We start from the raw sequence: 25,836 nt of genomic DNA, 5'->3' as shown, positions 1-25,836 counted from the left end.
GGCTTTTACGTTCAAACCCGCTAGCTAAACAGCCCAACCAGCGCCGCGCACAGCACCGCCGCAACGGCTGTTTGCGGTGTATGGCTTTCGGCTGCACCGCTAGAGAGCAAATTCACTAATGATTCCAGCATGATGGTCTCCCCAATTTCCGGGCACGATCATACAAAACTCATCGAAACAGTAAAGCGCAAAATAACGGCAATTTGCGCTCAATTAATAACCTTTACACAAGAGCGGATATTACTCCATTCCCAGCTCTTTCAGCTTGCGCGTCAGGGTATTACGTCCCCATCCCAACAGGCGAGCGGCTTCCTGCTTATGCCCTTGTGTATGGCGGAGCGCAGTGGTCAATAACGTACGTTCCATCTCTGGCTGAGCCTCTGAGAGTAAGTTTTGATGACCGGAACGCAGTGCGCGGTCGGCCCACTGCGCCAGCAGCGTCGCCCAGCTGTCCGGCAGTGCGTGCCCGGTACTGCTCTCTGGTGCGGTTGCTTCAAACAGCTCGGCCGGTAAATCCTGAATCAGCACTTCCTGCCCGGCAGCCATCACGGTTAACCAGCGGCAGGTGTTTTCCAGCTGGCGCACGTTACCTGGCCACGCGAGACGCGTGAGGGCTGCGTCGGTTTCTGGATGAAGCTGCTTTGCTTCCACACCCAGTTCCCGAGCTGCCACCTGCAGGAAGTGACGTGCCAGGCGAGGAATATCTTCCCGGCGTTCACGCAGCGGTGGCAAATGGACGCGAATGACGTTCAGGCGATGGAATAAGTCCTCACGGAATTTTCCTTCCTGCACGCGTTGCTCCAGGTTCTGGTGAGTCGCGGCGATAATGCGCACGTCCACCTTCACCGGCGCATAGCCACCCACGCGATAAAACTGCCCGTCGGCCAGTACGCGCAGCAGGCGGGTCTGGACATCCAGCGGCATATCGCCGATCTCATCCAGGAACAGTGTTCCACCGTCAGCTTGTTCAAAGCGCCCCTGACGAATTGTGTTCGCGCCGGTAAATGCCCCTTTTTCGTGGCCGAACAGTTCGGATTCAATCAAATCCTTCGGGATTGCTGCCATATTCAGGGCGATAAACGGGGCTTTTGCCCGCGGGCTGTGGCGATGTAATGCATGCGCCACGAGCTCTTTACCGGTTCCCGATTCGCCGTTAATTAATACGCTGATGGACGAGCGGGACAAACGGCCAATAATACGAAACACATCCTGCATCGCCGGCGCTTCGCCGATAATGTCAGTTGTTGGCCCAAAATCGGGTGTGTGGCGAGGCTGTTGCTGTTCCTGATAGTGGCTAATCGCACGCTCAACCAGCGCTACCGCTTCGTCGATATCAAACGGTTTTGGCAGGTAATCGAACGCCCCTTGCTGATAGGCGCTCACTGCGGCATCAAGATCGGAGTGCGCCGTCATTATGATGACCGGAAGCATAGGGTGGCGTTGTTTGATCTGTTTTAAAAGCGCCAGCCCGTCCATTCCCGGCATGCGAATATCTGAGAGCAGAACATCGGGCGTTTTGGTGGTGAGTGCGTCGAGCACTTCGCTGCCGCTCTCAAACGTCGTGCAGCTTAATCCTGCCCCTGTGAGCGCGCGTTCAAGCACCCAACGGATGGAGCTATCGTCATCGACTACCCAGACTATCCCTCGTTGCATAAACGTCACCTTTATTTTTTAATCGGCAGGAAAACCGAAAACTCGGTGTGTCCCGGCCAACTGTTAAATTCAATTTTTCCAGAGTGTTGATCGATCAAACTGCGTGCAATGGATAAGCCCAGGCCAGTCCCGCCTTCGCGACCACTTACCATCGGGTAGAACAGGGTGTCCTGTAGATGCGATGGAATACCAGGTCCGTTATCCTCAACGTCGATTCGTGCTGCCAGTCGATAGCGTACGCCGTGTAACGTGAGCTGGAAGGCGGTGCGGGTACGTAAAATAATCTCTCCCCCTTCAGGCCCCAGAGCCTGCAGGGCATTGCGTACGATATTCAACAGTACCTGCTCAATCTGATCCGGGTCATGTGCCAGTTCTGGCAGGCTTGGGTCGTAATCACGCACCAGCGTGACGTTTTCTGGTAATTCCATCGAAACCAGTTTCACCACCCGCTCAGCCACTTTATGAATACTTTCTGATACGTGCATACCCGGTTGCTGTGGCCCGAGAAGACGGTCAACCAGATTGCGCAGGCGGTCTGCCTGTTCGATGATGACGTTGGTGTACTCCGCCAGCGCGGGGTCGGGCAACGCCTTTGTCAGGAGTTGTGCTGCGCCGCGTAACCCACCCAGCGGGTTTTTGATTTCATGCGCCAGACCTCGCACCAAGTCGCGGGCGGCAATTTGCTGGGCATGCTGAAGCTGCTCCTGGCTCAGTCGGCGCTGATTATCCATTGGCGCCATTTCCAGCAGGATCAGTCCTTCAGGAAGGCGTTGGGCAGTCAGTGACAGAATATGCGAGCGCCCGTCGATAACCAGCGTGACTTCGTTATCCGTGAATCCTTGACCGGCCTGCAAACTTTCCTGCATCAGGCCAATATTCAGCGAAAAATAACTCAGTAATTCCGGAAGCGGGGTGCCAAACAGTTTACGTGCGCTTTGGGCGAGCAGCTGCTGTGCCGCCGGGTTGGCATAATGTACGGCCAGCTCGTCGTCGACCAGCAAGATACTGTTAATCAAAGAATTGAGGATCTGCCCAGCATCGGGCAGCGTGCCAGTTGCCATTCAGCAGTCTCCTGGAGTTGTTTGCACTAATTTAGTGCAGTATAGCTTTTTCGTCGTAAAAAGCGCGCGAGATCAGGTTGTTGGTGGAGAAAAAAGCCCATCCGGAGATGGGCTAAAAGTTTCCACGGCAACTACCCCCGGCGTTTGTGACGCCGGGTAAAACAACTTAATTAAACGCTGTAGTACAGCTCGAACTCTACCGGATGCGGAGTCATACGCACGCGGTCGTTCTCTTCAGTACGCAGGGCGATGTAAGCATCGATAGCGTCGTCAGTGAATACGCCACCTGCAGTCAGGAACTCGCGGTCTGCGTCCAGCGCCTGCAGGGCTTCTTCCAGAGAACCAGCAACCTGTGGGATCTCTTTCGCTTCTTCTGGCGGCAGGTCGTACAGGTTTTTGTCCATTGCTTCGCCTGGGTGGATCTTGTTCTTGATACCATCCAGACCAGCCATCAGCAGTGCTGCGAAGCACAGGTATGGGTTAGCCGCTGGGTCCGGGAAGCGCACTTCGATACGACGCGCTTTAGGAGAAGCAACAACCGGGATACGGATAGAAGCAGAACGGTTACGCGCAGAGTAGGCCAGCATTACTGGTGCTTCGTAGCCCGGGACCAGACGCTTGTAGGAGTTAGTGGTTGGGTTAGCCAGGGCGTTGATCGCTTTAGCGTGTTTGATTACGCCGCCGATGTAATACAGCGCCTGCTCAGACAGACCAGCATATTTGTCACCAGAGAACAGGTTGGTACCATTCTTGGACAGAGACATGTGGCAGTGCATACCGGAACCGTTGTCGCCAAACATAGGTTTTGGCATGAAGGTAGCGGTTTTACCGAAACGGTGCGCAACGTTGTGCACAACGTATTTGTAGATCTGAATTTCGTCTGCTTTTTTGGTCATGGTGTTGAAGCGGGTAGCCACTTCGTTCTGACCAGCAGTCGCCACTTCGTGGTGGTGAGCTTCAACTACCAGGCCCATCTCTTCCATCACCAGACACATGGTGGAACGAATGTCCTGTGCTGAGTCGACCGGAGGAACCGGGAAGTAACCGCCTTTAACGCCTGGACGGTGACCTTTGTTACCACCTTCGTATTTGGTGGAAGAGTTCCATGCGCCTTCGATATCGTCGATAGCAACGTGGGAACCAGAAATAGACGCACCGAAACGGATGTCGTCGAACAGGAAGAATTCTGGCTCTGGCCCGAACAGAACGGTGTCTGCGATGCCGGTAGAACGCAGGTACTCTTCAGCGCGTTTTGCGATAGAACGTGGGTCGCGGTCGTAGCCCTGCAGCGTGCCTGGCTCGAGGATGTCGCAACGGATGATCAGGGTTGGTTCTTCGAAGAACGGATCAATGACCGCAGTGGTCGCATCTGGCATCAGAACCATGTCGGATTCGTTAATGCCTTTCCAGCCACCAATGGAGGAGCCGTCAAACATTTTGCCTTCTTCGAAGAATTCGGCGTTTACCTGATGAGCAGGAATTGTGACGTGCTGTTCTTTACCTTTGGTATCGGTGAAGCGCAGATCAACAAACTTCACTTCATGTTCGTTCAGCATCGTCAAAACGTGTTCAGCGGACATACTTAACTCTCCAGATTGGTCATTGTCGTCGTGGTAACGAGGTCTTCAATTTCTGTTTGTACTGGCTGGTGCCATGTATTTTTTATAAAGCGAAATCTGTGCCAACTTTTAAAACACCCCAAAAAGGCGTTATCATGCGCACCATAGTGCAAAAGGGCTGCACCACAATGGATTTGTTGCACCAGTATAGTGCTTCAATGTGAACATTGAGCACCATATTGGTGCAATTTACGTTAAAGTGCCCTTTTACCGCTCCGTGAAAGCGATCACAAAGCATCTCTGCAATACTTGTTTGCGGGGGATGTTTGTGATCCTGTTTTGTAGTGCGATTAATCCGTGTACAATAACGCGCTATTTCTAAATGCCTGAGGCAAAGTTGTGATCGAAAATTTGCGTAACATCGCCATCATCGCGCACGTTGACCATGGTAAAACTACCCTGGTTGACAAGCTGCTGCAGCAATCCGGTACGTTTGATGCGCGTGCCGAAACCCAAGAACGCGTGATGGACTCCAACGATTTGGAGAAAGAGCGTGGGATTACCATCCTCGCGAAAAACACCGCGATTAAATGGAATGACTACCGTATCAACATCGTTGATACCCCAGGGCACGCCGACTTCGGTGGTGAAGTTGAACGTGTAATGTCCATGGTAGACTCCGTTCTGCTGGTCGTTGACGCAATGGATGGCCCAATGCCACAGACGCGCTTCGTGACCAAAAAAGCATTTGCCCATGGTCTGAAGCCAATCGTTGTTATCAACAAAGTTGACCGTCCTGGCGCGCGTCCTGACTGGGTTGTTGACCAGGTATTCGACCTGTTCGTTAACCTCGACGCGACCGACGAGCAGCTGGACTTCCCTATCGTTTACGCTTCTGCGCTGAACGGTATTGCGGGTCTGGATCACGAAGACATGGCTGAAGACATGACCCCGCTGTACCAGGCGATTGTTGACCGTGTTCCTGCGCCAAACGTCGATCTCGACGGCACCCTGCAGATGCAGATCTCTCAGCTCGACTACAACAACTATGTTGGTGTAATCGGCATTGGTCGTATCAAGCGCGGTAAAGTGAAGCCTAACCAGCAGGTCACTATCATTGATAGCGAAGGCAAAACCCGTAACGGTAAAGTCGGTAAAGTACTGACTCACCTGGGCCTTGAGCGTATCGAGAGCGACATCGCGGAAGCGGGCGACATCATCGCCATCACCGGTCTGGGTGAACTGAACATCTCCGACACCATCTGCGACCCGCAGAACGTCGAAGCGCTGCCAGCCCTGTCCGTTGATGAACCAACCGTATCCATGTTCTTCAACGTCAACACCTCTCCGTTCTGCGGTAAAGAAGGTAAATTTGTTACCTCTCGTCAGATCCTTGACCGCCTGAACAAAGAGCTGGTGCACAACGTTGCGCTGCGCGTTGAAGAAACCGAAGACGCTGACGCATTCCGCGTTTCAGGTCGTGGTGAGCTGCACCTGTCTGTTCTGATCGAAAACATGCGTCGTGAAGGTTTCGAAATGGCGGTTTCCCGTCCGAAAGTTATCTTCCGCGAAATCGACGGCCGTAAACAAGAGCCGTTCGAAAACGTGACACTGGACGTTGAAGAGCAGCACCAGGGTTCTGTGATGCAGGCTCTGGGTGAGCGTAAAGGCGACCTGAAAAACATGAATCCAGATGGCAAAGGCCGCGTACGTCTTGACTACGTGATCCCAAGCCGTGGTCTGATCGGCTTCCGTTCTGAATTCATGACCATGACTTCCGGTACTGGTCTGCTGTACTCCACCTTCAGCCACTACGACGATGTTCGTCCGGGCGAAGTTGGCCAGCGTAACAACGGCGTGCTGATCTCCAACGGTCAGGGTAAAGCGGTTGCGTTTGCGCTGTTCGGTCTGCAGGATCGCGGTAAGCTGTTCCTGGGTCACGGTGCTGAAGTTTATGAAGGCCAGATCATCGGTATTCACAGTCGTTCTAACGACCTGACTGTAAACTGCCTGACCGGTAAGAAACTGACCAACATGCGTGCGTCCGGTACTGACGAAGCAACGGTTCTGGTTCCACCGATCAAGATGACTCTGGAGCAGGCTCTGGAATTCATCGATGACGACGAACTGGTAGAAGTGACTCCACAGTCAATTCGTATCCGTAAACGTCACCTGACCGAGAACGATCGTAAACGTGCTATGCGCGGTGCGAAAGAAGACTAATACGGTTATGCCGTAGGCCGGGTAAGCGTTCTCATTACCCGGAACGTAAAAAGCCGCTGAGCATTCAGCGGCTTTTTATTTGATAATGACCAGGACTTCCTTTATTACCCGGAATTGACATGTGCTGAGTCAATCTCTGTTCCGCGAAATTCAACAGATTAGGGTAGCTCTTCTCCATTTATCACGAACACCCGGTCTGCCGATGAAATCGTGGTTTCGCGATGTGCGATAATGATCCTGGTAATATTCATCGCTTGTATAGACTGATTGACCTGGCTCTCACTGGTTTTATCCAGGTGGCTGGTCGCCTCGTCCATGAATAGAATACCCGGTTTGCGGTATAATGCCCTGGCAATATAAAGCCGCTGTTTTTGACCACCGGATAACCCTTCCCCGAGTTCACCAATCAGTGTCTCATAACCCATCGGTAGTTTTAAAATGTCATTATGAATATGGCTGGCGATGGCGCATTCCACCATCCATTGCTCGTCAATGTCAGGCCGGAAACCGGCGATGTTTTCTTTGATTGAGCCCGAAAATAGCTTATCTTCCTGCATAATACAGGCAATGCGTTCAGCATAATGCTCAAAACCAAGTTGCTTAATATCAATGCCATTAATTCTGACGCAGCCGTTCGCGGGTTCGAATAATCCGCATAACACTTTCATTAGGGTGCTTTTACCGGCACCCGACACGCCCGTAATAGCAATACTCTCTCCGGCATGAATGGTCAGATTCAGTTTACTGAAGATGGGGTCTGCATGGTTATCATAACGGTAGGCCAGATCCTGGGTTTCAAGCGTTAAGGCTCCCTGTGGTAAACGCAGCGGGCTGGTGGCCGTTAAAGACGTTGCTTCCTGTAGCGCAATATCGGCAACGCGTTCATTATGTAAGTTGATGATGTTCAGCTGAATGATAAAGTTGATGAGGGTATTTATTCGATCATAGAACTGGCTCCTGAAGGTGTTAAACGCGATAAACATGCCGATGGTTAAATGACTATCAATCATCAGTCTGCCGCTTACCCACAGGATAACAATTTGGTCGCAGGCGGCGATAAAAGATACAACGCCACCAAAGAAAAGATCCATTCGCGTCAAACGAATACCAGTATTGACCCTATCTGAAAAAAGGTTAAACCAATTATTGATTCTCAGGTCAGTCATCCCCTGAATCTTAATCGTCGCAATACCGTACAGGGTTTCCATAAAATAAGAATTAAGACGTGCCTCCTTGATTAATTCTTCTTCGGATAACTGGCGGTAGTATCGATAGGTTGCAAACCGAATGAAGGTATATATTGCGGTAAAAGAGACCACGATCATGCTGAGTTGCAGGTTGTATAAAAACATCATTATCAGCAAACCCATGAGCATTAGCGTATCAATAATGCTACCAGTCAAACCGGTGGTAAATGTGGCGCGTATAACATCAAGTGAGTGGAAACGAGACTGAATATCCCCCAGTTTGCGCCTTTCAAAATAGGTCGTCGGTAGCTTAATAAGGTGCGAAAAGAGGCTAAAGCTCCACTGGACGTCGATGAGTGTTCCCAGTATCAGCGTGGTCCAGGAGCGTATGACACTGACCGCCAAACGCAACAGAATCAGAATGAACAGCCCAAGACAGATGAGATTGAGTAAACCGTAATCTCCGGATGCAATGACATTATCCGTGACTAATTGTGTACCCACTGGCAACAGCAGGCTGATCAACTCAATCACCAGCGATAAGAAAAATATCTTTGTCAGTGATGCCGTCAGACCATTGATATTCTTTAATAACGTGGCGGTTTTTAACCTCTTTTGCTTCTTTTGACCTGAGAAGGCCGTTCCCGGCCATACCTCAAGCACGACACCGGTAAAATGCCTGGACAATTCGGGCATGCTAATTACCCGTCGTCCAAACGCAGGATCGTGGATCACCACGCTGTTCTTATCGACCTTAATCAGTACGACAAAATGGTTAAAATCCCAGTGCAAAATGCAGGGCTTACGCACATCACGTAATTCCTGAAGCTCCACGGACAATGCGCGTGACGACATCTCCAGTTCACTGGCAATTGCTTTTATCGCATTGAGGTTGACCCCACGCGATGACAAATTGAATTGTTGCCGGAGTTGTAGAAGGTCAACCTGCTTGCCATAAAAACTGCATATCATTGAAAGACAGGCCAGGCCACATTCGGATGCTTCAGTTTGAAATACAACCGGGATGCGTTTAAATAACCTCAAATCAAGTTTGCGCATCAGCGTCTCAGGGGTATAAAAATTATTCATTTCCCGCATCCGTTACGCTCATTTTCATTTCGTAAAATGGCGATAATAACCATTCGTAGATACGTCTCTTTTCAAGGAAAAGAGAAATCTGCGCTTTTGCTCCCTGGCTCAGTGAGAGTTGCTTTCCATGAACCTGCACAGACTGTAGGTCAGGTTTGATCATGATTTTGTACCAGGATTTTTTATCGTCATAGAATTCGTGTGCAATGGTCTGCTTTGACAGGAGTTCAGGTTTCGATGCCGGAACCCTGGATATTGCTGATATTGATGCCCTGAACTGACCAAATTTCTCATAAGGAAAGGCGTCGTAACTGACATTAACGCGCTGGCCAATCGCAAGATAGGGGAGAACTTCATCCGGAACCCAGGTTTCGATATAGCATGGCGAATGTATATTCTGCTGAACACGCGCGAGTACATCGCCGGAGCCGATCATCTTACCTTGCGTCGTATTGATGGAGTCGATTAAGCCATCGGCTGTCGCCTCGATGACATAATTTCCTTCTGCTTCTGTGTTTAACTTTTCTTTTTCCAGCTCATACTTTTGTTGCTCAAGCTGATAAATCTGGTGGTCATAATCAGCTCCCTGGGACTGGATCTGCTGATTGAGCATATCTACCTGAACCTGGTCCTGTGATTTTCTGGCGACCAGGTCAGAAACATTGCTCTGCTGTTGATAGAGTAGTGCGTTTTGGCTGCTCATCTGGTCTTTCGTGACCAGACCTTTTTCCTGATAACTGCGGTAATCGTTAACGTTTTTCTCAATCTGATGCAGTTCCCGCTCAGCCTGCACAAGCAATTCAGATGAGGTGTTAAAACTGGACTGATAATGTACTTTCTGAATTATCAGTGCGTTGAGCGTACGTTTTTTCGAAGAGATAAAATTTGCCATCATTACATTGATACTGTTTATCTGTAGCGTGATCTCCTTTTTTTTGTTCTCATCAACCAGACCTGATTGCGTCGATACACCTGAATGAATGAGGAAGAGTGCGTCACCTTTTTTTATACGATCGCCTTCGCTAACAAAACTCTTCACTACCGTACCCTGCATTGATGCAGAGATATTCACTGCACCGGGGAAAGTCGTTATCTCACCGTGAACAATGACGCGCCGGGTATAGGAACCTTTGGCAATAAAAATAGAAATAGAGGCAATAAAAAACAGGCTGAGCAATACGATAAAAGCAAAAGGTATCCCTGGGAGAAGTACGGCCTTTCCTTCCCATCGGGTACTCTGATATTCAATAGCTTCCTTGCGAAACATATCTGGCCTCTTACGGCTGTGGAAATAGCCGCTCAATATCAGCGGCTATGAGTGATAACGATTCAGGAATTAATGTCTGCCGTGATCATTACCCTGGCGGCCACCGCCATTTTTCGAACCTCCATTACCTTTTGACGAACCACCGCTTTTACCACCAACGTTAACTGAGCAACCGCCGCTAAAGGAGGTGCTTTCAGAGTGAGAACCATCCTTGTTGGTGGTACTGGTGTGGGAATAGCTGCCGTTACAACCAGCACTACCACCACCGAACATCCCACCAATCGCACTACCGATAGAACCCCACATTCCTGCACCGCTTACATTGCTTAATTCATTTTCATTGAGTTCACGCATTATTAATTTTCCTTGCAATAGTGAGCAAAAGGTATACCCATAATATCCATAGACTTTTTCCATACCATTTCACCATCCGTGAATGAAATGTTTTTTACGCCAAAACGCGTAAAATCCTTTTCGCTGTACGTCGACAGACCTGTGTCTGGATCACCAATATTTTCTTTTTGCCCGCAAAGTGGCATCATCCATGACACATTTATATCTTTGTAAAATGCTTTATCCGTTTTTCTTATTTCTGAGAAAATGCGATCTGTTATCGTTGTGTCTGTATTGATTTCACCGTTAACCGTGGTCGTTAACTTACTGTCATCAGAATTAGGTGAGCCATGGAAACCAATAATGGAACCATAATTGATGATTTTGTTTTTTGCCGCAGGGAAAAGATAGTTAGCACAGGAAGAAAGACATAATCGCCTGACCTCAATGTTAATTTCTTTGTTATGAATAATGCGTGCTATTTTGATTGCAGCTTCGACATCACCGCCACCACTGTTTATCGATATTGTTCTTACAGGAATAAGGTTTTTTTTGATAATTGAAGAAATTATTTTGTCATCATCTTTTGATATATTTCCGTCGATATATAACGTATCAAAAACGAGGTGGGTTGAAAGTTTTGGTTCAAGCCCTTGCCTCACAATAAGTTGGCTAGAGAGTTGATATAAAATATCTCTGCTGGCTTTTTTATATCGGTAGGCGTTGTATGAGTAAATAGCGAAAGTGCAGAGTATCGCTATTAAAACGGCACAGAGGATGTATCCCTTTTTAATCTTCACGAAAAGTGCTGCTCCATGTGTAAAGTAATGTAAACCTACCATTATAAAAAAGAAGATAAATGCAGTATTTGTATCTAAATGTAAATTTGAGTAAAGTGAATTTGTATCAATCTCGAGCAAAGCCGCGTGAAATGGGATTCCCATGGAGTAAGTAGTGGTAATGTGGTGATGAAAAGAAACTGTACGGAAGCGTTTTTCTGTAGGGTTTTACAGATTGAATTGATACGAATACCTCTGCAAAAACGCACTTAAATAAAACTCGTCTCACTGACTATTGTCCCGAAACTCAATAGCATCTCCGAATGCTAAATTTTCGTTCTTTAGATCAATCCCCCTAAGCTGAGTCTGGCGCATAGCCAAAGCTTATCTTTCCCGCTACAGTTACTTTTCCACGGCGAGCAGGAGATAAACATGCTTTATATCTTTGACTTAGGAAATGTAATCGTCGATATCGATTTTAATCGGGTGCTGGGCGCATGGAGCGATTTTAGCCGTGTCCCACTGGCGACATTGAAGCAGAGTTTCGTGATGAGCGAGACCTTCCATCAACACGAACGCGGCGAAATCAGCGATGAAGAGTTCGCCGAACGTTTCTGCCATGAGCTGGATCTGCCGTTAAGCTACGAGCAGTTTTCTCACGGCTGGCAGGCGGTATTTGTGGCGATACGTCCGGAAGTTACGAACATCATGCACAAACTGCGAGAGCAAGGACATCGTGTGGTGGTGTTGTCAAATACCAACCGTCTGCACACCACATTCTGGCCTGAGGAGTACCCTGAAGTTAAGGCAGCGGCAGATAAGATTTATCTTTCGCAGGAAATGGGGATGCGTAAACCTGAGGCACGAATTTATCAGGCTGTTCTTCAGGCAGAAGGATTTACCGCGGCCGATGCGGTCTTTTTCGACGACAACGCCGATAATATAGAGGGAGCTAACCAGTTGGGTATTACGTCAATTCTGGTGACCGGAAAAGAGACGATACCAAACTACTTTGCGAAGCAGTTATGCTAAAAACCGTTCATCAAAAAGCCACCCATCATACTCGTCCGCTTAGAGCCTGGCTAAAACTGCTCTGGCATCGCATTGATGAGGACAACATGACCACGCTGGCGGGTAATCTCGCGTACGTGTCGTTGCTCTCATTAGTGCCGCTGGTGGCGGTTATCTTTGCGCTTTTTTCCGCTTTTCCAATGTTTGCAGACGTTAGTTTGCAGCTTCGCCATTTTGTCTTCGCAAATTTTATTCCTGCAACCGGGGATGTCATCCAGAACTACATTGAGCAGTTCGTTGCTAACTCCAACAAGATGACGGCAGTGGGGGCATGCGGTCTTATCGTCACTGCGCTGCTGTTGATGTACGCCATTGATAACGCGCTGAACACCATCTGGCGGAGTAAAAAGGCACGACCGAAGGTGTACTCCTTTGCCGTTTACTGGATGATCCTGACGCTGGGTCCGTTGCTGGCCGGGGCGAGTCTGGCAATCAGCTCGTATCTTCTTTCATTACGCTGGGCGAGTGATTTAAACGGCGTTATTGATAATGTGCTTCGCATCTTCCCGCTGATCCTGTCTTGGCTCTCATTCTGGCTGCTCTATAGCGTCGTGCCGACCACGCGCGTGCCTAACCGTGATGCGGTCGTGGGGGCGCTAGTGGCGGCGTTGCTCTTTGAGCTCGGGAAGAAAGGGTTTGCCCTCTACATCACCATGTTTCCGTCCTATCAGCTGATTTACGGCGTGCTGGCGGTGATCCCGATTTTGTTTGTCTGGGTCTACTGGACCTGGTGTATCGTCTTGCTTGGTGCCGAAATAACTGTCACTCTCGGTGTCTATCGCGAACTCAAAAAAGCAGCAGCAGCTGAAAAACAACAAGAAGCAGACCAACCATGATTGCATTGATACAGCGCGTAACCCGTGCCAGCGTCACCGTGGAGGGAGAGGTGACGGGTGAAATTGGCCCAGGACTTTTGGTGTTGTTAGGTGTCGAAAAGGATGATGACGAACAAAAAGCCAACCGCTTGTGTGAGCGTGTGTTGGGCTACCGTATTTTCAGCGATGCGGAAGGTAAGATGAACCTTAACGTTCAGCAGGCAGGCGGCAGCGTGCTGGTGGTGTCCCAGTTCACACTGGCGGCGGATACCGAGCGCGGCATGCGCCCGAGTTTTTCTAAAGGTGCCACACCTGATCGTGCTGAAGAACTTTATGAGTATTTTGTTGAGCGCTGTCGCCAGCAGGAAATGAATACGCAAACCGGACGATTCGCTGCTGATATGCAGGTTTCGCTGGTGAACGATGGCCCCGTCACATTCTGGCTCCAGGTATGAGCCAACTGGCGGCGTGGCCGCGGGTAACAAGAGAGAGTACAGCTATGTATCACCTTCGAGTACCGCAAACGGAAGAAGAGTTAGAAGCCTATTACCAGTTCCGCTGGGAAATGCTGCGCAAGCCATTACATCAGCCAAAAGGGTCTGAACGCGACGCCTGGGATGCGATGGCCCACCATCAGATGGTGATGGATGAAGAGGGCAACCTCGTCGCCGTTGGGCGTTTGTATATCAACGCCGATAACGAAGCGTCTATTCGCTTTATGGCGGTTCATCCCTCCGTGCAGGACAAAGGTCTGGGGACGCTGATGGCGATGACCCTGGAATCTGTCGCCCGTCAGGAAGGCGTTAAGCGCGTCACCTGTAGTGCCCGCGAAGATGCCGTGGAGTTCTTCGCGAAACTTGGTTTTGTTAATCAGGGGGAAATCACGACCCCGCAAACCACACCGATTCGTCACTTTTTGATGATTAAACCTATCGCCACGCTGGATGATATTTTGCATCGCGCCGACTGGTGCGGGCAGCTACAGCAAGCCTGGTATCAGCACATTCCGCTGAGTGAAAAAATGGGTGTCCGTATTCAGCAGTACACAGGACAAAAATTTATCACCACCATGCCGGAGATCGGCAATCAAAACCCACACCACACCCTATTTGCCGGAAGTCTGTTCTCGCTGGCTACGCTGACCGGCTGGGGGCTTATCTGGCTGATGCTGCGTGAGCGCCATCTGGGGGGGACGATCATTCTTGCCGACGCCCATATCCGCTATAGCGCACCGATCAGCGGTAAACCGAGCGCCGTGGCCGATCTGGGTTCACTGGGGGGCGACCTCGATCGCCTGGCCCGAGGTCGCAAAGCCCGCGTACAAATGCAGGTTGAACTGTTTGGTGACAAAACATCTGGCGCGGTGTTTGAAGGCACCTATATTGTTCTTCCGGCGAAGCCATTCGGCGCGTATGAAGAGGGTGGGAACGAAGAGGAATAATCTCTTCGTTGTTATTGCTTGGCTGAGCTAATTCGCCAGGCGATGTCTCGCATAACGTCTCGAGCTGACTGACTAACACCGCCAAGCTGAAAGAAGCCATGGATAACGCCCAGCCAGCGCTGAGCAGTACACTTCACACCCTGCTCAGTCAGATGCTGGAACAGCATTTCTCCCTCATCACATAGCGGATCGTATTCAGCGGTAACAATGTGCACAGGCGGAAGGCCGTGAAAATCATCGCGCCACAGTGGGCTGGCTTCCGGATGCTGAAGGTCAGTCTCTGCGAGATACATTTCATACCCGCTGAGCAGGGTATCGCGAGTGATAATATAATCCGTGCCATTCAGGGCATAACTTTCAAAGCTGGCTGTGGCATCAAGCATGGGATAGATCAGGATGAGCTGTGCTGGATTCCACAGGCCTTTATCTTTGAGCCGCAGTGATGTCACCAGCGCAAGATGTCCACCTGCACTGTCGCCGCAAAGGGTGATTCGGTTTTTATCTACACCCAGTTTGCCTGCATTCTGCCAGACAAGCTCTGCAGCGTGTTCTGCGTCGTCATGTGCTGCGGGGAATTGATGCTCGGGTGCCAGTCTGTACTGAACCGCAATAACCCGGCAGTTACCGTAAAATGCCAGCTGGCGGAGCTGATTATCATGCGTATCAAACCCACCGCTGATAAAGCACCCGCCGTGGTAGTAGATGGCTGCCGGCAATAATTCAGACGCATTGAGAGGTGAAAACACCCGGATGGTAAGTCCATCAAGGACAAGCGTCTCCACCTGAACGCGCGTTTCTATCTTCCCGGCAAGCCCCGTGCTGGCAACATACCCTGCTCGTCGTACCTCAATGGTCTGTCGACGCGACGATGGCCGACCTGCAGCGATAAATCCCTGAACCAGCTGCGCAATACCCTTTTCCAGTGCCATGAAAATGCCCTTTAACTGTATGGATATACAGCTTTATAGCCTGGTTTAATTCAAAAGAAAACAAGAATGTTGTTGAGGACAACAATCTGGAAAGCGCCTCGCAAATGGAAGGCAAACTATTGGCGGGGACTTTTACTCTACTGAGAGAAAGCGTATGTTGCCTTGAAAATAAACAATAATGATATACTGAGGTGATATATGAGTTTTCTCGTGGAGCTTAACATGGGCAGGATTCTGATCGATTTGTCGGATGACGTTATTCAACGTCTCGATAACCTCAAACAGCTGCGTAACCAACCTCGTGCCGAATTACTGCGTGAAGCAATTGAGCAGTTTCTCGATCAGCAAAGCTCATCCGTTATCCGTGATGCGCTTGGTCTGTGGGGGAACCAGCAAGAAGATGGATTAGAGTATGAACGCAAGCTGCGTGAGGAGTGGTAGCTATGGAACACATGGCGGTTTTTGATACCAATATCCTGATCGACCTTTTCAATAATCGCGTCGAGGCAGCAAATACAATCGAAAACACAGCATCGCACCGGTCAATCAGTCTAATTACATGGATGGAAGTCATGGTGGGGGCACGCAAACATGGCCACGAAGCGAAAACAGCGACAGTGTTGGGCGCATTTGAGATTATCGATGTAACCCGAGAGATTGCTGAAAGAAGCGTCGTGCTCCGTGAGAAACATGGCATGAAACTGTCGGATGCCATTATTTTAGCGACTGCCCAAAGCAGAAATAGCCCGTTAATAACCCGGAATACCAAAGACTTTCAGGGTATTCCAGGGGTTGTTTCACCGTACCAGCTGTAGGCCGGGCAAGCACGCGCCGCCCGGCACTGTCACAGGGAATTATTCCCCTTCACCCGGGAACAGGAACGGATTGATCGAGCTGCGGGCAAAGCCCTCTTGCTCCATCTTTGCGTCAAGAATCAGCGAGGCGAGATCGTCGGCTACCGCTTCGACTTTTGGGTCTTTTTCCTGATACAGAATCTTGAGGTAAGTCCCGCAGTCGCCGCAGCTTTCGGCTTTTACCGCTGCTTCTTCGTTTTCCAGCGACCAGTAGTTGAGATCGCGAGTCTGTTCACAGTTGCTGCACTTCACGCGCACTACATGCCATTCGGTTTCACAAAGGTTGCAGTGCAGGTAGCGCAGCCCCTGAGTGGTACCAATCTGCACCATACTGGATACCGGCATAGAGCCGCATACCGGGCAAAACTGGCGTGCTTCACCATATTCTGCACGGGCTTTACCGGGGATCAGGCTCGCCATTTGCGCCCAGTAGAGCGACAGCGCAGCCCAGATAAACGGGGCTTTATCACTGCTGACCAGTGTAAAATCGGAAGCAAACAGCGCGCTCGCCATCTCTTCCAGCTCCTGATCGGAGGCTTTTTCCAGATTTTCGATAACGGCCAGCGCGGTGCCGCTCATCTCTGGCTTCAGCTCGGCAATCAGCGAATGCAGCAGCTTGTGCCAGTGTTTGTCGCGCGGCAACACGTGGATATCCAATGGCGGTTTACCCTGCTCATTGGCTTCTTTAATGCGCGCGGTGAGATCCATTTGCAGAGGGTGGTCGTACAGCACCACTTCCTGCGCGTGGGCAATCAGCGCGGCGAAGCGCAGAAAATCGCCCAGCGGGTTGTTCTCTGCCAGCTCGCGCAGACGCTCTGCGCGGCGGTTGTAGAGGTTCTTGAGCCTGGGGAATAACAACGGCGGAATATATTCCGCCGTGCGTTTCTCGCTCGACCCCAGCTCATCTTGCGGGATTATGCGAATACTCATTCAGATGACTTTTCCTGTTTCTGGCGGACTTCACGGTACCAGCGTGGGTGATGTTTCTTTGCCCACGTACTGGTTACCCATCCTTCCACCATCGCGGTAATGGTGCCTTTCACCCAAAGGGCGGCGTAGATATGCACCATGATAACCACAATTAACGCCACTGCGGCAAATGAATGCAGCATCAGCGCGAATCGGATCACCGGGATTGAGAAAGCAGGCGCAAAGTACGGACGCCAGATGATCACGCCGCTCACCAGCAACAGGACCAGGAAGATAATCGCCGCCCAGAATACGCATTTCTGGCCGAAGTTATAGCGTCCGGTGTCACCTACTTCCTCGTTGACGACAATCTTACGAATATTCTTCGCCCAAAAGATATCATCCCGATTGATTAGGTTATGGTGCCAGTAGCGGAAAAACATGATGATGAATGACGCGAACATGATGACGCCAACAAACGGGTGCAGGATGCGCGCCAGCTGTGGTGTCCCCATGACCTGCATCAGCCAGTTGAAGGACGGGAAGAAGAACCCCAGCCCGCTTATCGCCGCCAGCATGAAGCAGAAGGCGGTGACCCAATGGTTGATACGTTCCGGCGCGGTATAGCGCACGATGGTGTCACGTTTTCTCATTTGCGCACCTCGTCTTTCTCTTCATGCAGGTTGTCATCTTCCTCTTCCGCGCGGTTCGGGCCGACACCAACGTAGTGGAAAATGCTTGCTGCGAAGGTAGCAGCAAAGCCCACCGCGGCCAGCGGTTTCCAGATGCCTTTCCAGAACTTCACGGTGGCGCTGATTTCCGGGTTTTCCGGCAGGCCGTGATACAGATTCGGCTTGTCGGCGTGGTGCAGCACGTACATCACGTGCGTACCGCCAACTCCGGCCGGATCGTACAGGCCCGCATTGTCGTAACCACGGGTTTTCAGCTCGCCTACGCGTTCTGCCGCCAGCGTTTTCATATCCTCTTTCGAACCAAAGTGGATAGCACCTGTCGGGCAGGTCTTCACGCAAGCCGGCTCCTGGCCGACGTTTACACGGTCAACACACAGCGTACATTTGTAGACGCGGTTGTCTTCCGGGTTTAGTCGCGGCACGTTGAACGGACAGCCGGCAATGCAGTAGCCGCAGCCAATGCACTGCTCAGACTGGAAGTCGACAATACCGTTGGCATACTGAATGATAGCCCCTTCTGACGGGCACGCCTTCAGACAGCCCGGATCCGCGCAGTGCATACAGCCGTCTTTGCGGATAAGCCATTCCAGTTTGTCGTTCTGCTCCACTTCAGAGAAGCGCATCACCGTCCAGGACTTGGCGGTCAGGTCCGCCGGGTTGTCATAAACCCCGACGTTGTGACCCACTTCGTCACGGATGTCGTTCCACTCTGAACAGGCCACCTGACAGGCTTTACAGCCGATACAGGTGGTCACGTCGATAAGCTTCGCCACTTCCTGCTGGTGGTCCCGCGCCTGAGGCGCGGGCGTGAAACCGTTAGTCGCGGAACGACGGATAATGTCCTGAGATTGATAAGCCATAAGTCGTCTCCGTTACACCTTTTCCACGTTCACGAGGAAGGCCTTAAACTCCGGCGTCTGCGTGTTCGCATCGCCGACGAACGGCGTCAGGGTATTAGCAATAAACCCTTTCTTCGCCACGCCCTCATACCCCCAGTGAATAGGAATACCGATGGTATCCACCTGCTGACCGTGAACGTTCAGCGTGCGAATACGCTTGGTCACCACCGCCTTGGCTTTGATGTAGCCACGGTTAGAGGAGACCTTCACGGTATCGCCATGGGCAATGCCGAGCTTGTTCGCCAGCTTTTCACCGATCTCCACAAACTGTTCCGGCTGCGCGATGGCGTTAAGCAGCGCGTGCTTGGTCCAGTAGTGGAAGTGCTCAGTCAGACGGTAAGTGGTGCCCACGTACGGGAACTTGTCCTTTTTACCCAGCGCTTCGAAATCGCCCTTGAAGATACGGGCTGCCGGGTTAGAGACCACGTTCGGGTGCAGCGGGTTGGTGCCCAGCGGCGTCTCAAACGGCTCGTAGTGTTCCGGGAACGGCCCTTCCGCCATCTTATCAATAGCAAACAGACGTCCCATCCCTTCAGGCTGCATGATAAACGGCCCGACATCGCTGCCTGGTGCGGCAGTGCTGTAGTCCGGAATATCCACGCCGCCCCATTTCGCACCGTCCCACTTGAGAAGCTGACGCTTCGGATCCCACGGGTTACCCTGCGGGTCAGCGGAGGCGCGGTTATAGAGAATGCGACGGTTGAGCGGCCACGCCCACGCCCAGCCCAGCGTGTTGCCAAGGCCCGATGGGTCGGCGTTATCGCGGTTGGCCATCTGGTTGCCTTTCGGCGTCCAGCTACCGGCAAAGATCCAGCAGCCGCTTGAGGTGGTGCCGTCATCACGCAGATGCGCGAAGGTGCTCAGCTGCTCGCCTTTCTTCGCCAGCACGGTACCGGTGGCTGGATCGATAACATCCGCCAGCGCTTTGCCGTTGCTTTCCATGGCCACTTCTTCCGGCGCTGGGTTTTCCGGCGTCGAGTAGTTCCAGCTCATGTTCAGCACCGGTTCCGGGTTCGCGCCGCCTTCAGCCGCATACATCTTACGCAGGCGTAAGAAGATACCGGCCAGGATCTCGCCGTCGTTCATGGCGATGCCCGGGGCGTCCGCGCCTTTCCAGTGCCACTGCAGCCAGCGTCCGGAGTTGACGATAGAACCGTTCTCTTCCGCGAAGCAGGTCGATGGCAGACGGAACACTTCGGTCTGAATCTTCGATGGATCGACGTCGTTAGATTCACCGTGGTTCTGCCAGAAGGTCGAGGTCTCGGTATTGAGCGGGTCAATCGTCACCAGGAACTTCAGTTTCGACAGAGACTCAACAACCTTGTTCTTGTTCGGGAACGAGGCAACCGGGTTAAAGCCCTGGCACAGATAGCCGTTCACTTTACCCTGGTGCATCATCTCGAAATACTGCAGAACGTCGTAACCTTTGTCCCACTTCGGCAGCCAGTCAAAGCCCCAGCTGTTTTCCGCCGTCGCTTTGTCGCCGAAGAACGCTTTCATCATGGAGACGAAGAACTTCGGATAGTTGCCCCAGTAGTTCACCTGGCCTTCAAGCAGCGGTTTAGGCGTGCTGGCCGTCAGGTAGGTTTGCAGGTCCGGCTGTTTCTCGCTTGGCAGACTCATATAGCCTGGCAGGCTTTGAGACAGGAGACCGAGGTCGGTCAGGCCCTGAATGTTGGAGTGACCGCGCAGGGCGTTCACGCCGCCGCCTGCCATCCCCATGTTGCCGAGCAGGAGCTGAACCATCGCCATGGTACGGATGTTCTGCGCACCGATGGAGTGCTGCGTCCAGCCGAGGGCGTACAGGAACGATGCGGTTTTGTCTTTCGCGCTGGTTTCGGCGATAAGCTCGCAGACCTTCAGGAAGTCCGCTTTCGGCGTACCGCAGATGTTTTCGACAACGTCCGGTGTATAGCGGGAAACGTGCTCTTTCAGCAGGTTCCACACGCAGCGTGGGTGTTGCAGCGTAGTGTCGCGCTTCGCAAAGCCTTTCTCATCCAGCTCGTAGTTCCAGCTGGTTTTATCGTACTTGCGTTTTTCGGCGTCGTAACCGCTGAACAGGCCATCTTCGAAGTGGTAATCCTCACGCACGATCAGGCTGGCGTTGGTATAGGCTTCGGTGTATTCGCGGTTATATTTTTCGTTGGTCATCAGGTACAGCAATACGCCTGACAGGAAAGTGATGTCAGTACCTGAACGAATAGGGGTGTAGAAATCCGCCACTGACGCAGTACGCGTAAAGCGGGGATCGATAACAATCAGTTTCGCACCGTTGTGGATTTTGGCTTCCATCGCCCAGCGGAACCCGACAGGGTGCGCTTCAGCGGCGTTACCGCCCATCACCACAATGAGGTTGGCGTTCTTGATGTCGACCCAGTGGTTGGTCATCGCACCGCGACCAAATGTTGGAGCAAGACTTGCTACCGTTGGTCCGTGTCAGACACGCGCCTGGTTGTCGACCGCGAGCATACCGAGTGCACGCGTAAATTTCTGGGTTAAATAACCGGTTTCGTTGCTGGAAGCAGAGGCACACAGCATCCCGGTGGAGAGCCAGCGGTTGACCGTGACGCCGTCGGCGTTTTTCTCAACAAAGTTGGCATCGCGATCTTCTTTAATATGTTTTGCGATGCGGTCAAACGCTTCTTCCCAGCTAATTTGCTGCCATTTGTCGGAGCCAGGCGCGCGATATTCAGGGAATTTGAGGCGGCTTTCGGAGTGGATAAAGTCCACCAGACCGGCCCCTTTCGGGCACAACGCGCCGCGGTTGACCGGATGATCCGGGTCGCCTTCGATATGGAAAATAGACGCTTTGGCGTTTTTAGCACCGTCGCCGAGGCTATACATTAACAGCCCGCAACCGACAGAGCAGTACGTACAGGTATTACGGGTTTCACGGGTGCGCAGCAGCTTATACTGCCGCGTTTCCGCCAGCGCTACGCCGGGCGCAAAGCCCAGTGCCGCTGCCGTGGTGCCTGCCATACCGCCAGCGCAGATCTTAAAGAACTGCCTTCTGCTGACCTGCATGGGTCACTCCTTGTTTCGACATTGCTTACATATGGTGTTTTGACTTCGCGGCTAAAGAATGACCGCAAAGGAGAAAAATTTGCGTTAATCCCTCAATTCCACGAGGGATATCATAAGAATACCACAATGTCGGTATGCCTGTTCTCATGGCGTTAAAACAAAGTGAACGTATTATCACCTTGCTGATTATAAAGTGTGATATTGATCACACTGTAAGCTCGACATGTTATAGCCGTGTAGCGAGTGTCGGGTTGCACCCCTCCGAAATGAGTAGGAGAATGGTTGTTGAAAAGTTGATCCATACTATGCGTAAGACCTGCAGTTTATGTTGCAATAGCAGGCTCACCTTCGTGGTTGTTCAGGAATACCGCTGTGTCTAAACAAAACCGTGCTCCTCACTCGTCGTCATTGCCTGCGGGCATTGTGGAATTGTCGGTGCACAGGCCACCCCACATCACTCACGCCACGCCCGATTTTCTGGCCGAGGAAGTTCCCGTTGCCCTGGTTTACAACGGTATTTCGCATGTGGTGATGATGGCCTCTCCGAAAGATCTCGAGCTTTTTGCGATTGGTTTTTCTCTTTCGGAGGGCATCATTGAGCACCCGCAGGAGATCTACGGCATGGACGTGGTTCAGGCCTGCAACGGCCTGGAAGTGCAAATTGAACTCTCGAGCCGCCGTTTTATGGGGCTGAAAGAGCGTCGACGTGCGCTGGCAGGGCGCACCGGTTGCGGTGTCTGCGGCGTTGAGCAACTCAACGATATTGGTAAACCCGTTACGCCCCTGCCGTTTACTCAGACCTTTAATCTGGCGTATCTCGACCATGCGCTTGAACACCTCAACGACGTTCAGCCGATAGGTCAACTGAGCGGTTGTACACACGCCGCAGCCTGGGTGCTGCCATCAGGTGAAATTGCCGGTGGGCATGAGGATGTGGGTCGCCACGTGGCGCTGGATAAGCTGCTCGGTCGCCGTGCGCGTGAAAACGACATCTGGCAGCAAGGTGCTGCGCTGGTGTCCAGTCGGGCCAGCTACGAGATGGTGCAGAAATCCGCGATGTGTGGCGTTGAAATTTTGTTTGCCGTGTCGGCGGCGACCACGCTGGCGGTGGAAGTGGCCGAGCGCTGTAACCTGACGCTGGTAGGGTTCTGCAAGCCGGGAAGGGCAACAATTTATACCCATCCTCAGCGCTTAATTGTTGATCAGTAATTTTGAATGATATTAGCAAATCCTTCCGCTTTTAGTTGTTGGTGATGAGGTCTAGTATTTATCTCATCAAGGCACAACGCCTTATCTAAACAACTTAACGAAAGGGTTTAAATCATGAAAAGCATCAAAACTTTTGTCGCTGTAATCGCTCTGGCTACTTCTTTCGGTTCTTTCGCAGCACAGACTGTGACCGCAACAGCCTCTACCATTGACGGCGCAGAAGCGAAAATCGCTGCACAGGCTCAGGAAGCAGGCGCGTCATCTTACAAAATTACCCAGGCATTCTCCGGTAACCGTGTACACATGACGGCTGAACTGAACAAATAATCTCGCTTTACCGTCGAAAGAGCGCCCCCGGGGCGCTTTTTTTATTGTATCCCCGCCAGGCGCAGTAGCGCCGTTACCACCGCCGCCGCAACGATCACCACAATTAACGGCATCTTCCGCCAGGCCAGAAACACCGCAAACGCCACGCCCAGCACGCGCGCCATACCCGCAAAATGTTCCCCTTCATAAAAGGTTGTCGCCAGCGCCACGGAAAAGAGTAAAACCGTTGCCGCGTCAGAAAGCAGCGACTGTGAACGCTCCGACAGTGCCAGCCTGCTGCCGAGCTTTGCACCACCCAGACGCATCAGATACGTCCCTGCCGATAAGATGGCAATCCCCAGAATAAAGAATGTCATGTTTCCCATTATTTTTTCCTCGCCGCCAGGCCCAGTAAAGACAGCAGAACCGGCAAACCGACCGGAGCAAACGGTACGGCAGACAGTGACAACACTGCGCCGCTACAGGCACGGATCAGCGTGGTACGGTTTTTAAATGCGGGTACCACTAAGGCCAGTAATATGGCCGGGAACACCGCATCCAGCCCGATGGTTTCTGGATCTGGCAGAAGTTTACCGACCATGGCACCCAGCAGCGCTCCCAGCGGCCAGATAATCGCCACACCTAAACCACATAACCAGTAGGCAGCTTTACGCTGTTCGGGCGTTTTTTGCGACAGGCCAAACACCACGCTTTCATCGTTCATGATGTGACAGCCCAAAAAACTCAAACCACGTTTGCCGACCAGTTCACGCACCGTGACGCCAAACGGCACATGGCGGGCGTTCACCAGCAACCCGGCAGCCGCAGCCGCCAGAGGGTTACCCCCGCTCGCGACAATGCCGATAAACATAAATTCGGACGCGCCCGCGAGTACGGTAATGGAAAGCACAAACGGTACCCAAACAGGAAAACCGTAGGCTATCGCCAGCGAGCCGTATGACATCCCGACCACACCAACGGCGAGACAAACCAGGATGATTGCTTTTATCGTGTCGCCTTTCAGGCAAGAGAAATGATGCTTCATACAATTTTAGCCATATCGAACGTGTATCCATTATAATGAACGCAACAGAACAGCTTTTCAAGACGAACGAATCGTTCGATTTATAGAACAAGAGGCCGTTATATGACGCAGCCAATTAGCGTAATCGCCAAAAGTCTGGTGCGAGAACGCCAGCGAACCGGACTTTCACTGGCGGAAATTGCCCGCCGTGCCGGGATCGCTAAATCCACGTTGTCCCAGCTGGAGTCTGGCAATGGCAACCCTAGCCTGGAAACGCTGTGGTCGCTTTGCGTGGCGCTGGATATTCCTTTCGCCCGTTTACTGGAACCACAACAGCCGACCACGCAGGTGATTCGCCGCGGTGAAGGGACCAAAGTGGTTGCCGGACAGGCTAACTATGAAGCCATTTTACTGGCGGCGTGTCCACCGGGCGCGCGTCGCGATGTTTACCTTCTGATGACTCAACCGGGTGCAGACCGACTCTCTCAGCCGCATCCGCCGGGCTCGGTAGAGCATATTATCGTGACCCAGGGGCGGGCACTGGTCGGCCTGATTGACGCGGCGGAAGAGCTGAATGCGGGGGATTACATTTGCTATCCTGCCGATCGTCCGCACATCTTTAAAGCCCTGGAGCCAGACACGTATGCGCTGCTGGTGGCAGAACAAAACTAAACCGTCGGGTAATTTTGTGTTAACTCAATGATAAAAATAACAATTCCTCCATCTCTCAAAAGCAAATAACCTTATAAAAATTACGGCATTGATAATCATTTTCAATATCATTTAATTAACTATAATGAACCAACTGCTTACGCGGCATTAACAGCTGTGCCGCCCGACAATAATGGAGAGGATTATGAGTTATACACTGCCATCCCTGCCGTATGCCTACGACGCACTGGAACCGCATTTCGACAAGCAGACGATGGAAATCCATCACACTAAACACCACCAGACCTATGTGAACAACGCGAACGCCGCGCTGGAAAGCCTGCCTGAGTTCGCTAACCTGTCTGCTGAAGAGCTGATCACCAAACTGGACCAGCTGCCAGCGGACAAGAAAACCGTACTGCGTAACAACGCAGGTGGTCATGCTAACCACAGCCTGTTCTGGAAAGGCCTGAAAACCGGCACTACCCTGCAGGGTGACCTGAAAGCGGCGATCGAGCGCGACTTCGGTTCCGTTGACAACTTCAAAGCGGAATTCGAAAAAGCGGCTGCAACGCGTTTCGGTTCTGGCTGGGCGTGGCTGGTACTGAAAGGTGACAAACTGGCGGTCGTTTCCACGGCCAACCAGGATTCCCCGCTGATGGGTGAAGCCATTTCTGGCGCATCCGGTTTCCCAATCCTGGGTCTGGACGTGTGGGAACATGCTTACTACCTGAAATTCCAGAACCGTCGTCCGGACTACATCAAAGCGTTCTGGGACGTTGTTAACTGGGACGAAGCCGCTGCACGTTTTGCTGCTAAAAAATAATCCCTGATATCGGTATCACCGGTTAATTCATAAAT

General features: G+C 51.7%; 26 protein-coding genes. 11 read left to right on the top strand and 15 right to left on the bottom strand.

All coding sequences use genetic code 11. The features are described from left to right. Positions 1–20: 20 nt before the first annotated feature. From ACLHV9_RS24255 to glnA, 4 genes are all read right to left on the bottom strand, one after another. Positions 21–131, bottom strand: coding sequence for a YshB family small membrane protein (locus tag ACLHV9_RS24255; protein WP_125358805.1), 111 nt, complete (start codon positions 129–131; stop codon positions 21–23). Between the two features lie 109 nt (positions 132–240). Beyond that, positions 241–1,653 (bottom strand): nitrogen regulation protein NR(I), encoded by a 1,413-nt coding sequence (gene glnG / locus ACLHV9_RS24250; RefSeq protein WP_020883985.1) that lies wholly within the window; start codon positions 1,651–1,653, stop codon positions 241–243. Between the two features lie 11 nt (positions 1,654–1,664). After that, positions 1,665–2,714 carry a nitrogen regulation protein NR(II) gene (gene glnL / locus ACLHV9_RS24245; protein WP_028018152.1) on the bottom strand — a complete coding sequence of 350 codons (1,050 nt, stop codon included), beginning with the start codon at positions 2,712–2,714 and terminating at the stop codon, positions 1,665–1,667. A gap of 170 nt (positions 2,715–2,884) precedes the next feature. Next, positions 2,885–4,294: a glutamate--ammonia ligase gene (gene glnA / locus ACLHV9_RS24240; protein ID WP_008501856.1), complete on the bottom strand. Its 1,410-nt coding sequence runs from the start codon at positions 4,292–4,294 to the stop codon at positions 2,885–2,887. A 378-nt stretch (positions 4,295–4,672) separates the two neighbouring features. Between glnA and typA the strand changes: the two genes are divergently transcribed. Further along, positions 4,673–6,496 (top strand): ribosome-dependent GTPase TypA, encoded by a 1,824-nt coding sequence (typA, locus tag ACLHV9_RS24235; RefSeq protein WP_023331638.1) that lies wholly within the window; start codon positions 4,673–4,675, stop codon positions 6,494–6,496. Positions 6,497–6,654: 158 nt separating this feature from the next. On the opposite strand, the gene ACLHV9_RS24230 is transcribed toward typA, so the two are convergent. From ACLHV9_RS24230 to ACLHV9_RS24215, 4 genes are all read right to left on the bottom strand, one after another. Next, positions 6,655–8,772, bottom strand: a complete 2,118-nt coding sequence (locus tag ACLHV9_RS24230; protein ID WP_407221151.1) for a peptidase domain-containing ABC transporter — start codon at positions 8,770–8,772, stop codon at positions 6,655–6,657. Beyond that, positions 8,765–10,039: an HlyD family secretion protein gene (locus ACLHV9_RS24225; RefSeq protein ID WP_108091218.1), complete on the bottom strand. Its 1,275-nt coding sequence runs from the start codon at positions 10,037–10,039 to the stop codon at positions 8,765–8,767. The genes ACLHV9_RS24230 and ACLHV9_RS24225 overlap by 8 nt, the downstream gene beginning before the upstream one ends. A gap of 69 nt (positions 10,040–10,108) precedes the next feature. Beyond that, positions 10,109–10,393: a hypothetical protein gene (locus ACLHV9_RS24220; RefSeq protein ID WP_028018149.1), complete on the bottom strand. Its 285-nt coding sequence runs from the start codon at positions 10,391–10,393 to the stop codon at positions 10,109–10,111. Positions 10,394–10,395: 2 nt separating this feature from the next. Next, on the bottom strand, positions 10,396–11,172 hold the full coding sequence (locus ACLHV9_RS24215; protein WP_108091217.1) for a hypothetical protein: 777 nt from the start codon (positions 11,170–11,172) through the stop codon (positions 10,396–10,398). Positions 11,173–11,583: 411 nt separating this feature from the next. Here ACLHV9_RS24215 and yihX point away from each other — a divergent pair, with 411 nt between their 5' ends. The 4 genes from yihX to fabY are packed head-to-tail and all read left to right on the top strand — an operon-like array spanning position 11,584 to position 14,478. Continuing rightward, positions 11,584–12,183 (top strand): glucose-1-phosphatase, encoded by a 600-nt coding sequence (gene yihX / locus ACLHV9_RS24210; protein ID WP_028018147.1) that lies wholly within the window; start codon positions 11,584–11,586, stop codon positions 12,181–12,183. Further along, complete coding sequence (locus ACLHV9_RS24205) at positions 12,177–13,058, top strand: virulence factor BrkB family protein (protein ID WP_028018146.1); 882 nt, start codon at positions 12,177–12,179, stop codon at positions 13,056–13,058. Before yihX ends, ACLHV9_RS24205 begins: the two co-directional genes overlap by 7 nt. Next, positions 13,055–13,492, top strand: coding sequence for a D-aminoacyl-tRNA deacylase (dtd, locus tag ACLHV9_RS24200; RefSeq protein WP_108091216.1), 438 nt, complete (start codon positions 13,055–13,057; stop codon positions 13,490–13,492). Before ACLHV9_RS24205 ends, dtd begins: the two co-directional genes overlap by 4 nt. Positions 13,493–13,536: 44 nt before the next feature. Then, entirely contained in the window at positions 13,537–14,478 is a 942-nt protein-coding gene (gene fabY, locus ACLHV9_RS24195) for a fatty acid biosynthesis protein FabY (protein ID WP_028018144.1), read from the top strand. A gap of 11 nt (positions 14,479–14,489) precedes the next feature. On the opposite strand, the gene ACLHV9_RS24190 is transcribed toward fabY, so the two are convergent. After that, positions 14,490–15,407, bottom strand: coding sequence for an alpha/beta hydrolase (locus ACLHV9_RS24190; RefSeq protein WP_108091214.1), 918 nt, complete (start codon positions 15,405–15,407; stop codon positions 14,490–14,492). A 198-nt stretch (positions 15,408–15,605) separates the two neighbouring features. Here ACLHV9_RS24190 and ACLHV9_RS24185 point away from each other — a divergent pair, with 198 nt between their 5' ends. Continuing rightward, complete coding sequence (locus tag ACLHV9_RS24185) at positions 15,606–15,848, top strand: ribbon-helix-helix protein, CopG family (protein ID WP_028018142.1); 243 nt, start codon at positions 15,606–15,608, stop codon at positions 15,846–15,848. Positions 15,849–15,850: 2 nt separating this feature from the next. Continuing rightward, positions 15,851–16,222: a type II toxin-antitoxin system VapC family toxin gene (locus tag ACLHV9_RS24180; RefSeq protein ID WP_108091213.1), complete on the top strand. Its 372-nt coding sequence runs from the start codon at positions 15,851–15,853 to the stop codon at positions 16,220–16,222. Positions 16,223–16,261: 39 nt separating this feature from the next. Here the strand turns inward: ACLHV9_RS24180 and fdhE are convergent, their stop codons facing one another. The 4 genes from fdhE to fdnG are packed head-to-tail and all read right to left on the bottom strand — an operon-like array spanning position 16,262 to position 21,785. Next, complete coding sequence (fdhE, locus tag ACLHV9_RS24175; protein ID WP_407221150.1) at positions 16,262–17,191, bottom strand: formate dehydrogenase accessory protein FdhE; 930 nt, start codon at positions 17,189–17,191, stop codon at positions 16,262–16,264. Further along, positions 17,188–17,823: a formate dehydrogenase cytochrome b556 subunit gene (fdoI, locus tag ACLHV9_RS24170; RefSeq protein ID WP_407221149.1), complete on the bottom strand. Its 636-nt coding sequence runs from the start codon at positions 17,821–17,823 to the stop codon at positions 17,188–17,190. The genes fdhE and fdoI overlap by 4 nt, the downstream gene beginning before the upstream one ends. Next, positions 17,820–18,722 (bottom strand): formate dehydrogenase subunit beta, encoded by a 903-nt coding sequence (fdxH, locus tag ACLHV9_RS24165; RefSeq protein ID WP_028018139.1) that lies wholly within the window; start codon positions 18,720–18,722, stop codon positions 17,820–17,822. The genes fdoI and fdxH overlap by 4 nt, the downstream gene beginning before the upstream one ends. Positions 18,723–18,734: 12 nt before the next feature. Beyond that, positions 18,735–21,785, bottom strand: a complete 3,051-nt coding sequence (gene fdnG, locus ACLHV9_RS24160) for a formate dehydrogenase-N subunit alpha (RefSeq protein WP_129324946.1) — start codon at positions 21,783–21,785, stop codon at positions 18,735–18,737. A 372-nt stretch (positions 21,786–22,157) separates the two neighbouring features. Between fdnG and fdhD the strand changes: the two genes are divergently transcribed. Then, positions 22,158–22,994, top strand: a complete 837-nt coding sequence (fdhD, locus tag ACLHV9_RS24155; protein WP_028018136.1) for a formate dehydrogenase accessory sulfurtransferase FdhD — start codon at positions 22,158–22,160, stop codon at positions 22,992–22,994. 114 nt (positions 22,995–23,108) lie between these two features. Next, positions 23,109–23,321 (top strand): DUF1471 domain-containing protein, encoded by a 213-nt coding sequence (locus ACLHV9_RS24150; RefSeq protein WP_014072382.1) that lies wholly within the window; start codon positions 23,109–23,111, stop codon positions 23,319–23,321. 41 nt (positions 23,322–23,362) lie between these two features. Here the strand turns inward: ACLHV9_RS24150 and ACLHV9_RS24145 are convergent, their stop codons facing one another. Together ACLHV9_RS24145 and ACLHV9_RS24140 are read right to left on the bottom strand one after the other, a co-directional pair. Continuing rightward, on the bottom strand, positions 23,363–23,686 hold the full coding sequence (locus ACLHV9_RS24145; RefSeq protein WP_028018135.1) for an AzlD domain-containing protein: 324 nt from the start codon (positions 23,684–23,686) through the stop codon (positions 23,363–23,365). Continuing rightward, positions 23,686–24,345 (bottom strand): AzlC family ABC transporter permease, encoded by a 660-nt coding sequence (locus tag ACLHV9_RS24140; protein WP_028018134.1) that lies wholly within the window; start codon positions 24,343–24,345, stop codon positions 23,686–23,688. The genes ACLHV9_RS24145 and ACLHV9_RS24140 overlap by 1 nt, the downstream gene beginning before the upstream one ends. 102 nt (positions 24,346–24,447) lie before the next feature. Here ACLHV9_RS24140 and ACLHV9_RS24135 point away from each other — a divergent pair, with 102 nt between their 5' ends. Continuing rightward, entirely contained in the window at positions 24,448–24,996 is a 549-nt protein-coding gene (locus ACLHV9_RS24135; RefSeq protein WP_049004916.1) for a helix-turn-helix domain-containing protein, read from the top strand. A gap of 184 nt (positions 24,997–25,180) precedes the next feature. After that, positions 25,181–25,801: a superoxide dismutase [Mn] gene (gene sodA / locus ACLHV9_RS24130; RefSeq protein ID WP_004203668.1), complete on the top strand. Its 621-nt coding sequence runs from the start codon at positions 25,181–25,183 to the stop codon at positions 25,799–25,801. Positions 25,802–25,836 lie beyond the last annotated feature (35 nt).

It is taken from the genome of Enterobacter sp. CPE_E890 (assembly GCF_046521475.1).
GTDB classification, from domain to species: Bacteria; Pseudomonadota; Gammaproteobacteria; order Enterobacterales; family Enterobacteriaceae; genus Enterobacter; species Enterobacter adelaidei.
Note: the sequence above shows the minus strand (reverse complement) of the source record. Positions and strands in the feature narration are given on the sequence as shown.

Bases quoted from the DNA above. Each gene is read 5' to 3' on its own strand.
- ACLHV9_RS24255 (WP_125358805.1), bottom strand. From the start codon at position 131: ATGCTGGAATCATTAGTGAATTTGCTCTCTAGCGGTGCAGCCGAAAGC.
- glnG (WP_020883985.1), bottom strand. From the start codon at position 1,653: ATGCAACGAGGGATAGTCTGGGTAGTCGATGACGATAGCTCCATCCGT.
- glnL (WP_028018152.1), bottom strand. From the start codon at position 2,714: ATGGCAACTGGCACGCTGCCCGATGCTGGGCAGATCCTCAATTCTTTG.
- glnA (WP_008501856.1), bottom strand. From the start codon at position 4,294: ATGTCCGCTGAACACGTTTTGACGATGCTGAACGAACATGAAGTGAAG.
- ACLHV9_RS24230 (WP_407221151.1), bottom strand. From the start codon at position 8,772: ATGAATAATTTTTATACCCCTGAGACGCTGATGCGCAAACTTGATTTG.
- ACLHV9_RS24225 (WP_108091218.1), bottom strand. From the start codon at position 10,039: ATGTTTCGCAAGGAAGCTATTGAATATCAGAGTACCCGATGGGAAGGA.
- ACLHV9_RS24220 (WP_028018149.1), bottom strand. From the start codon at position 10,393: ATGCGTGAACTCAATGAAAATGAATTAAGCAATGTAAGCGGTGCAGGA.
- yihX (WP_028018147.1), top strand. From the start codon at position 11,584: ATGCTTTATATCTTTGACTTAGGAAATGTAATCGTCGATATCGATTTT.
- ACLHV9_RS24205 (WP_028018146.1), top strand. From the start codon at position 12,177: ATGCTAAAAACCGTTCATCAAAAAGCCACCCATCATACTCGTCCGCTT.
- dtd (WP_108091216.1), top strand. From the start codon at position 13,055: ATGATTGCATTGATACAGCGCGTAACCCGTGCCAGCGTCACCGTGGAG.
- fabY (WP_028018144.1), top strand. From the start codon at position 13,537: ATGTATCACCTTCGAGTACCGCAAACGGAAGAAGAGTTAGAAGCCTAT.
- ACLHV9_RS24190 (WP_108091214.1), bottom strand. From the start codon at position 15,407: ATGGCACTGGAAAAGGGTATTGCGCAGCTGGTTCAGGGATTTATCGCT.
- ACLHV9_RS24185 (WP_028018142.1), top strand. From the start codon at position 15,606: ATGAGTTTTCTCGTGGAGCTTAACATGGGCAGGATTCTGATCGATTTG.
- ACLHV9_RS24180 (WP_108091213.1), top strand. From the start codon at position 15,851: ATGGAACACATGGCGGTTTTTGATACCAATATCCTGATCGACCTTTTC.
- fdhE (WP_407221150.1), bottom strand. From the start codon at position 17,191: ATGAGTATTCGCATAATCCCGCAAGATGAGCTGGGGTCGAGCGAGAAA.
- fdoI (WP_407221149.1), bottom strand. From the start codon at position 17,823: ATGAGAAAACGTGACACCATCGTGCGCTATACCGCGCCGGAACGTATC.
- fdxH (WP_028018139.1), bottom strand. From the start codon at position 18,722: ATGGCTTATCAATCTCAGGACATTATCCGTCGTTCCGCGACTAACGGT.
- ACLHV9_RS24150 (WP_014072382.1), top strand. From the start codon at position 23,109: ATGAAAAGCATCAAAACTTTTGTCGCTGTAATCGCTCTGGCTACTTCT.
- ACLHV9_RS24145 (WP_028018135.1), bottom strand. From the start codon at position 23,686: ATGGGAAACATGACATTCTTTATTCTGGGGATTGCCATCTTATCGGCA.
- ACLHV9_RS24140 (WP_028018134.1), bottom strand. From the start codon at position 24,345: ATGAAGCATCATTTCTCTTGCCTGAAAGGCGACACGATAAAAGCAATC.
- ACLHV9_RS24135 (WP_049004916.1), top strand. From the start codon at position 24,448: ATGACGCAGCCAATTAGCGTAATCGCCAAAAGTCTGGTGCGAGAACGC.
- sodA (WP_004203668.1), top strand. From the start codon at position 25,181: ATGAGTTATACACTGCCATCCCTGCCGTATGCCTACGACGCACTGGAA.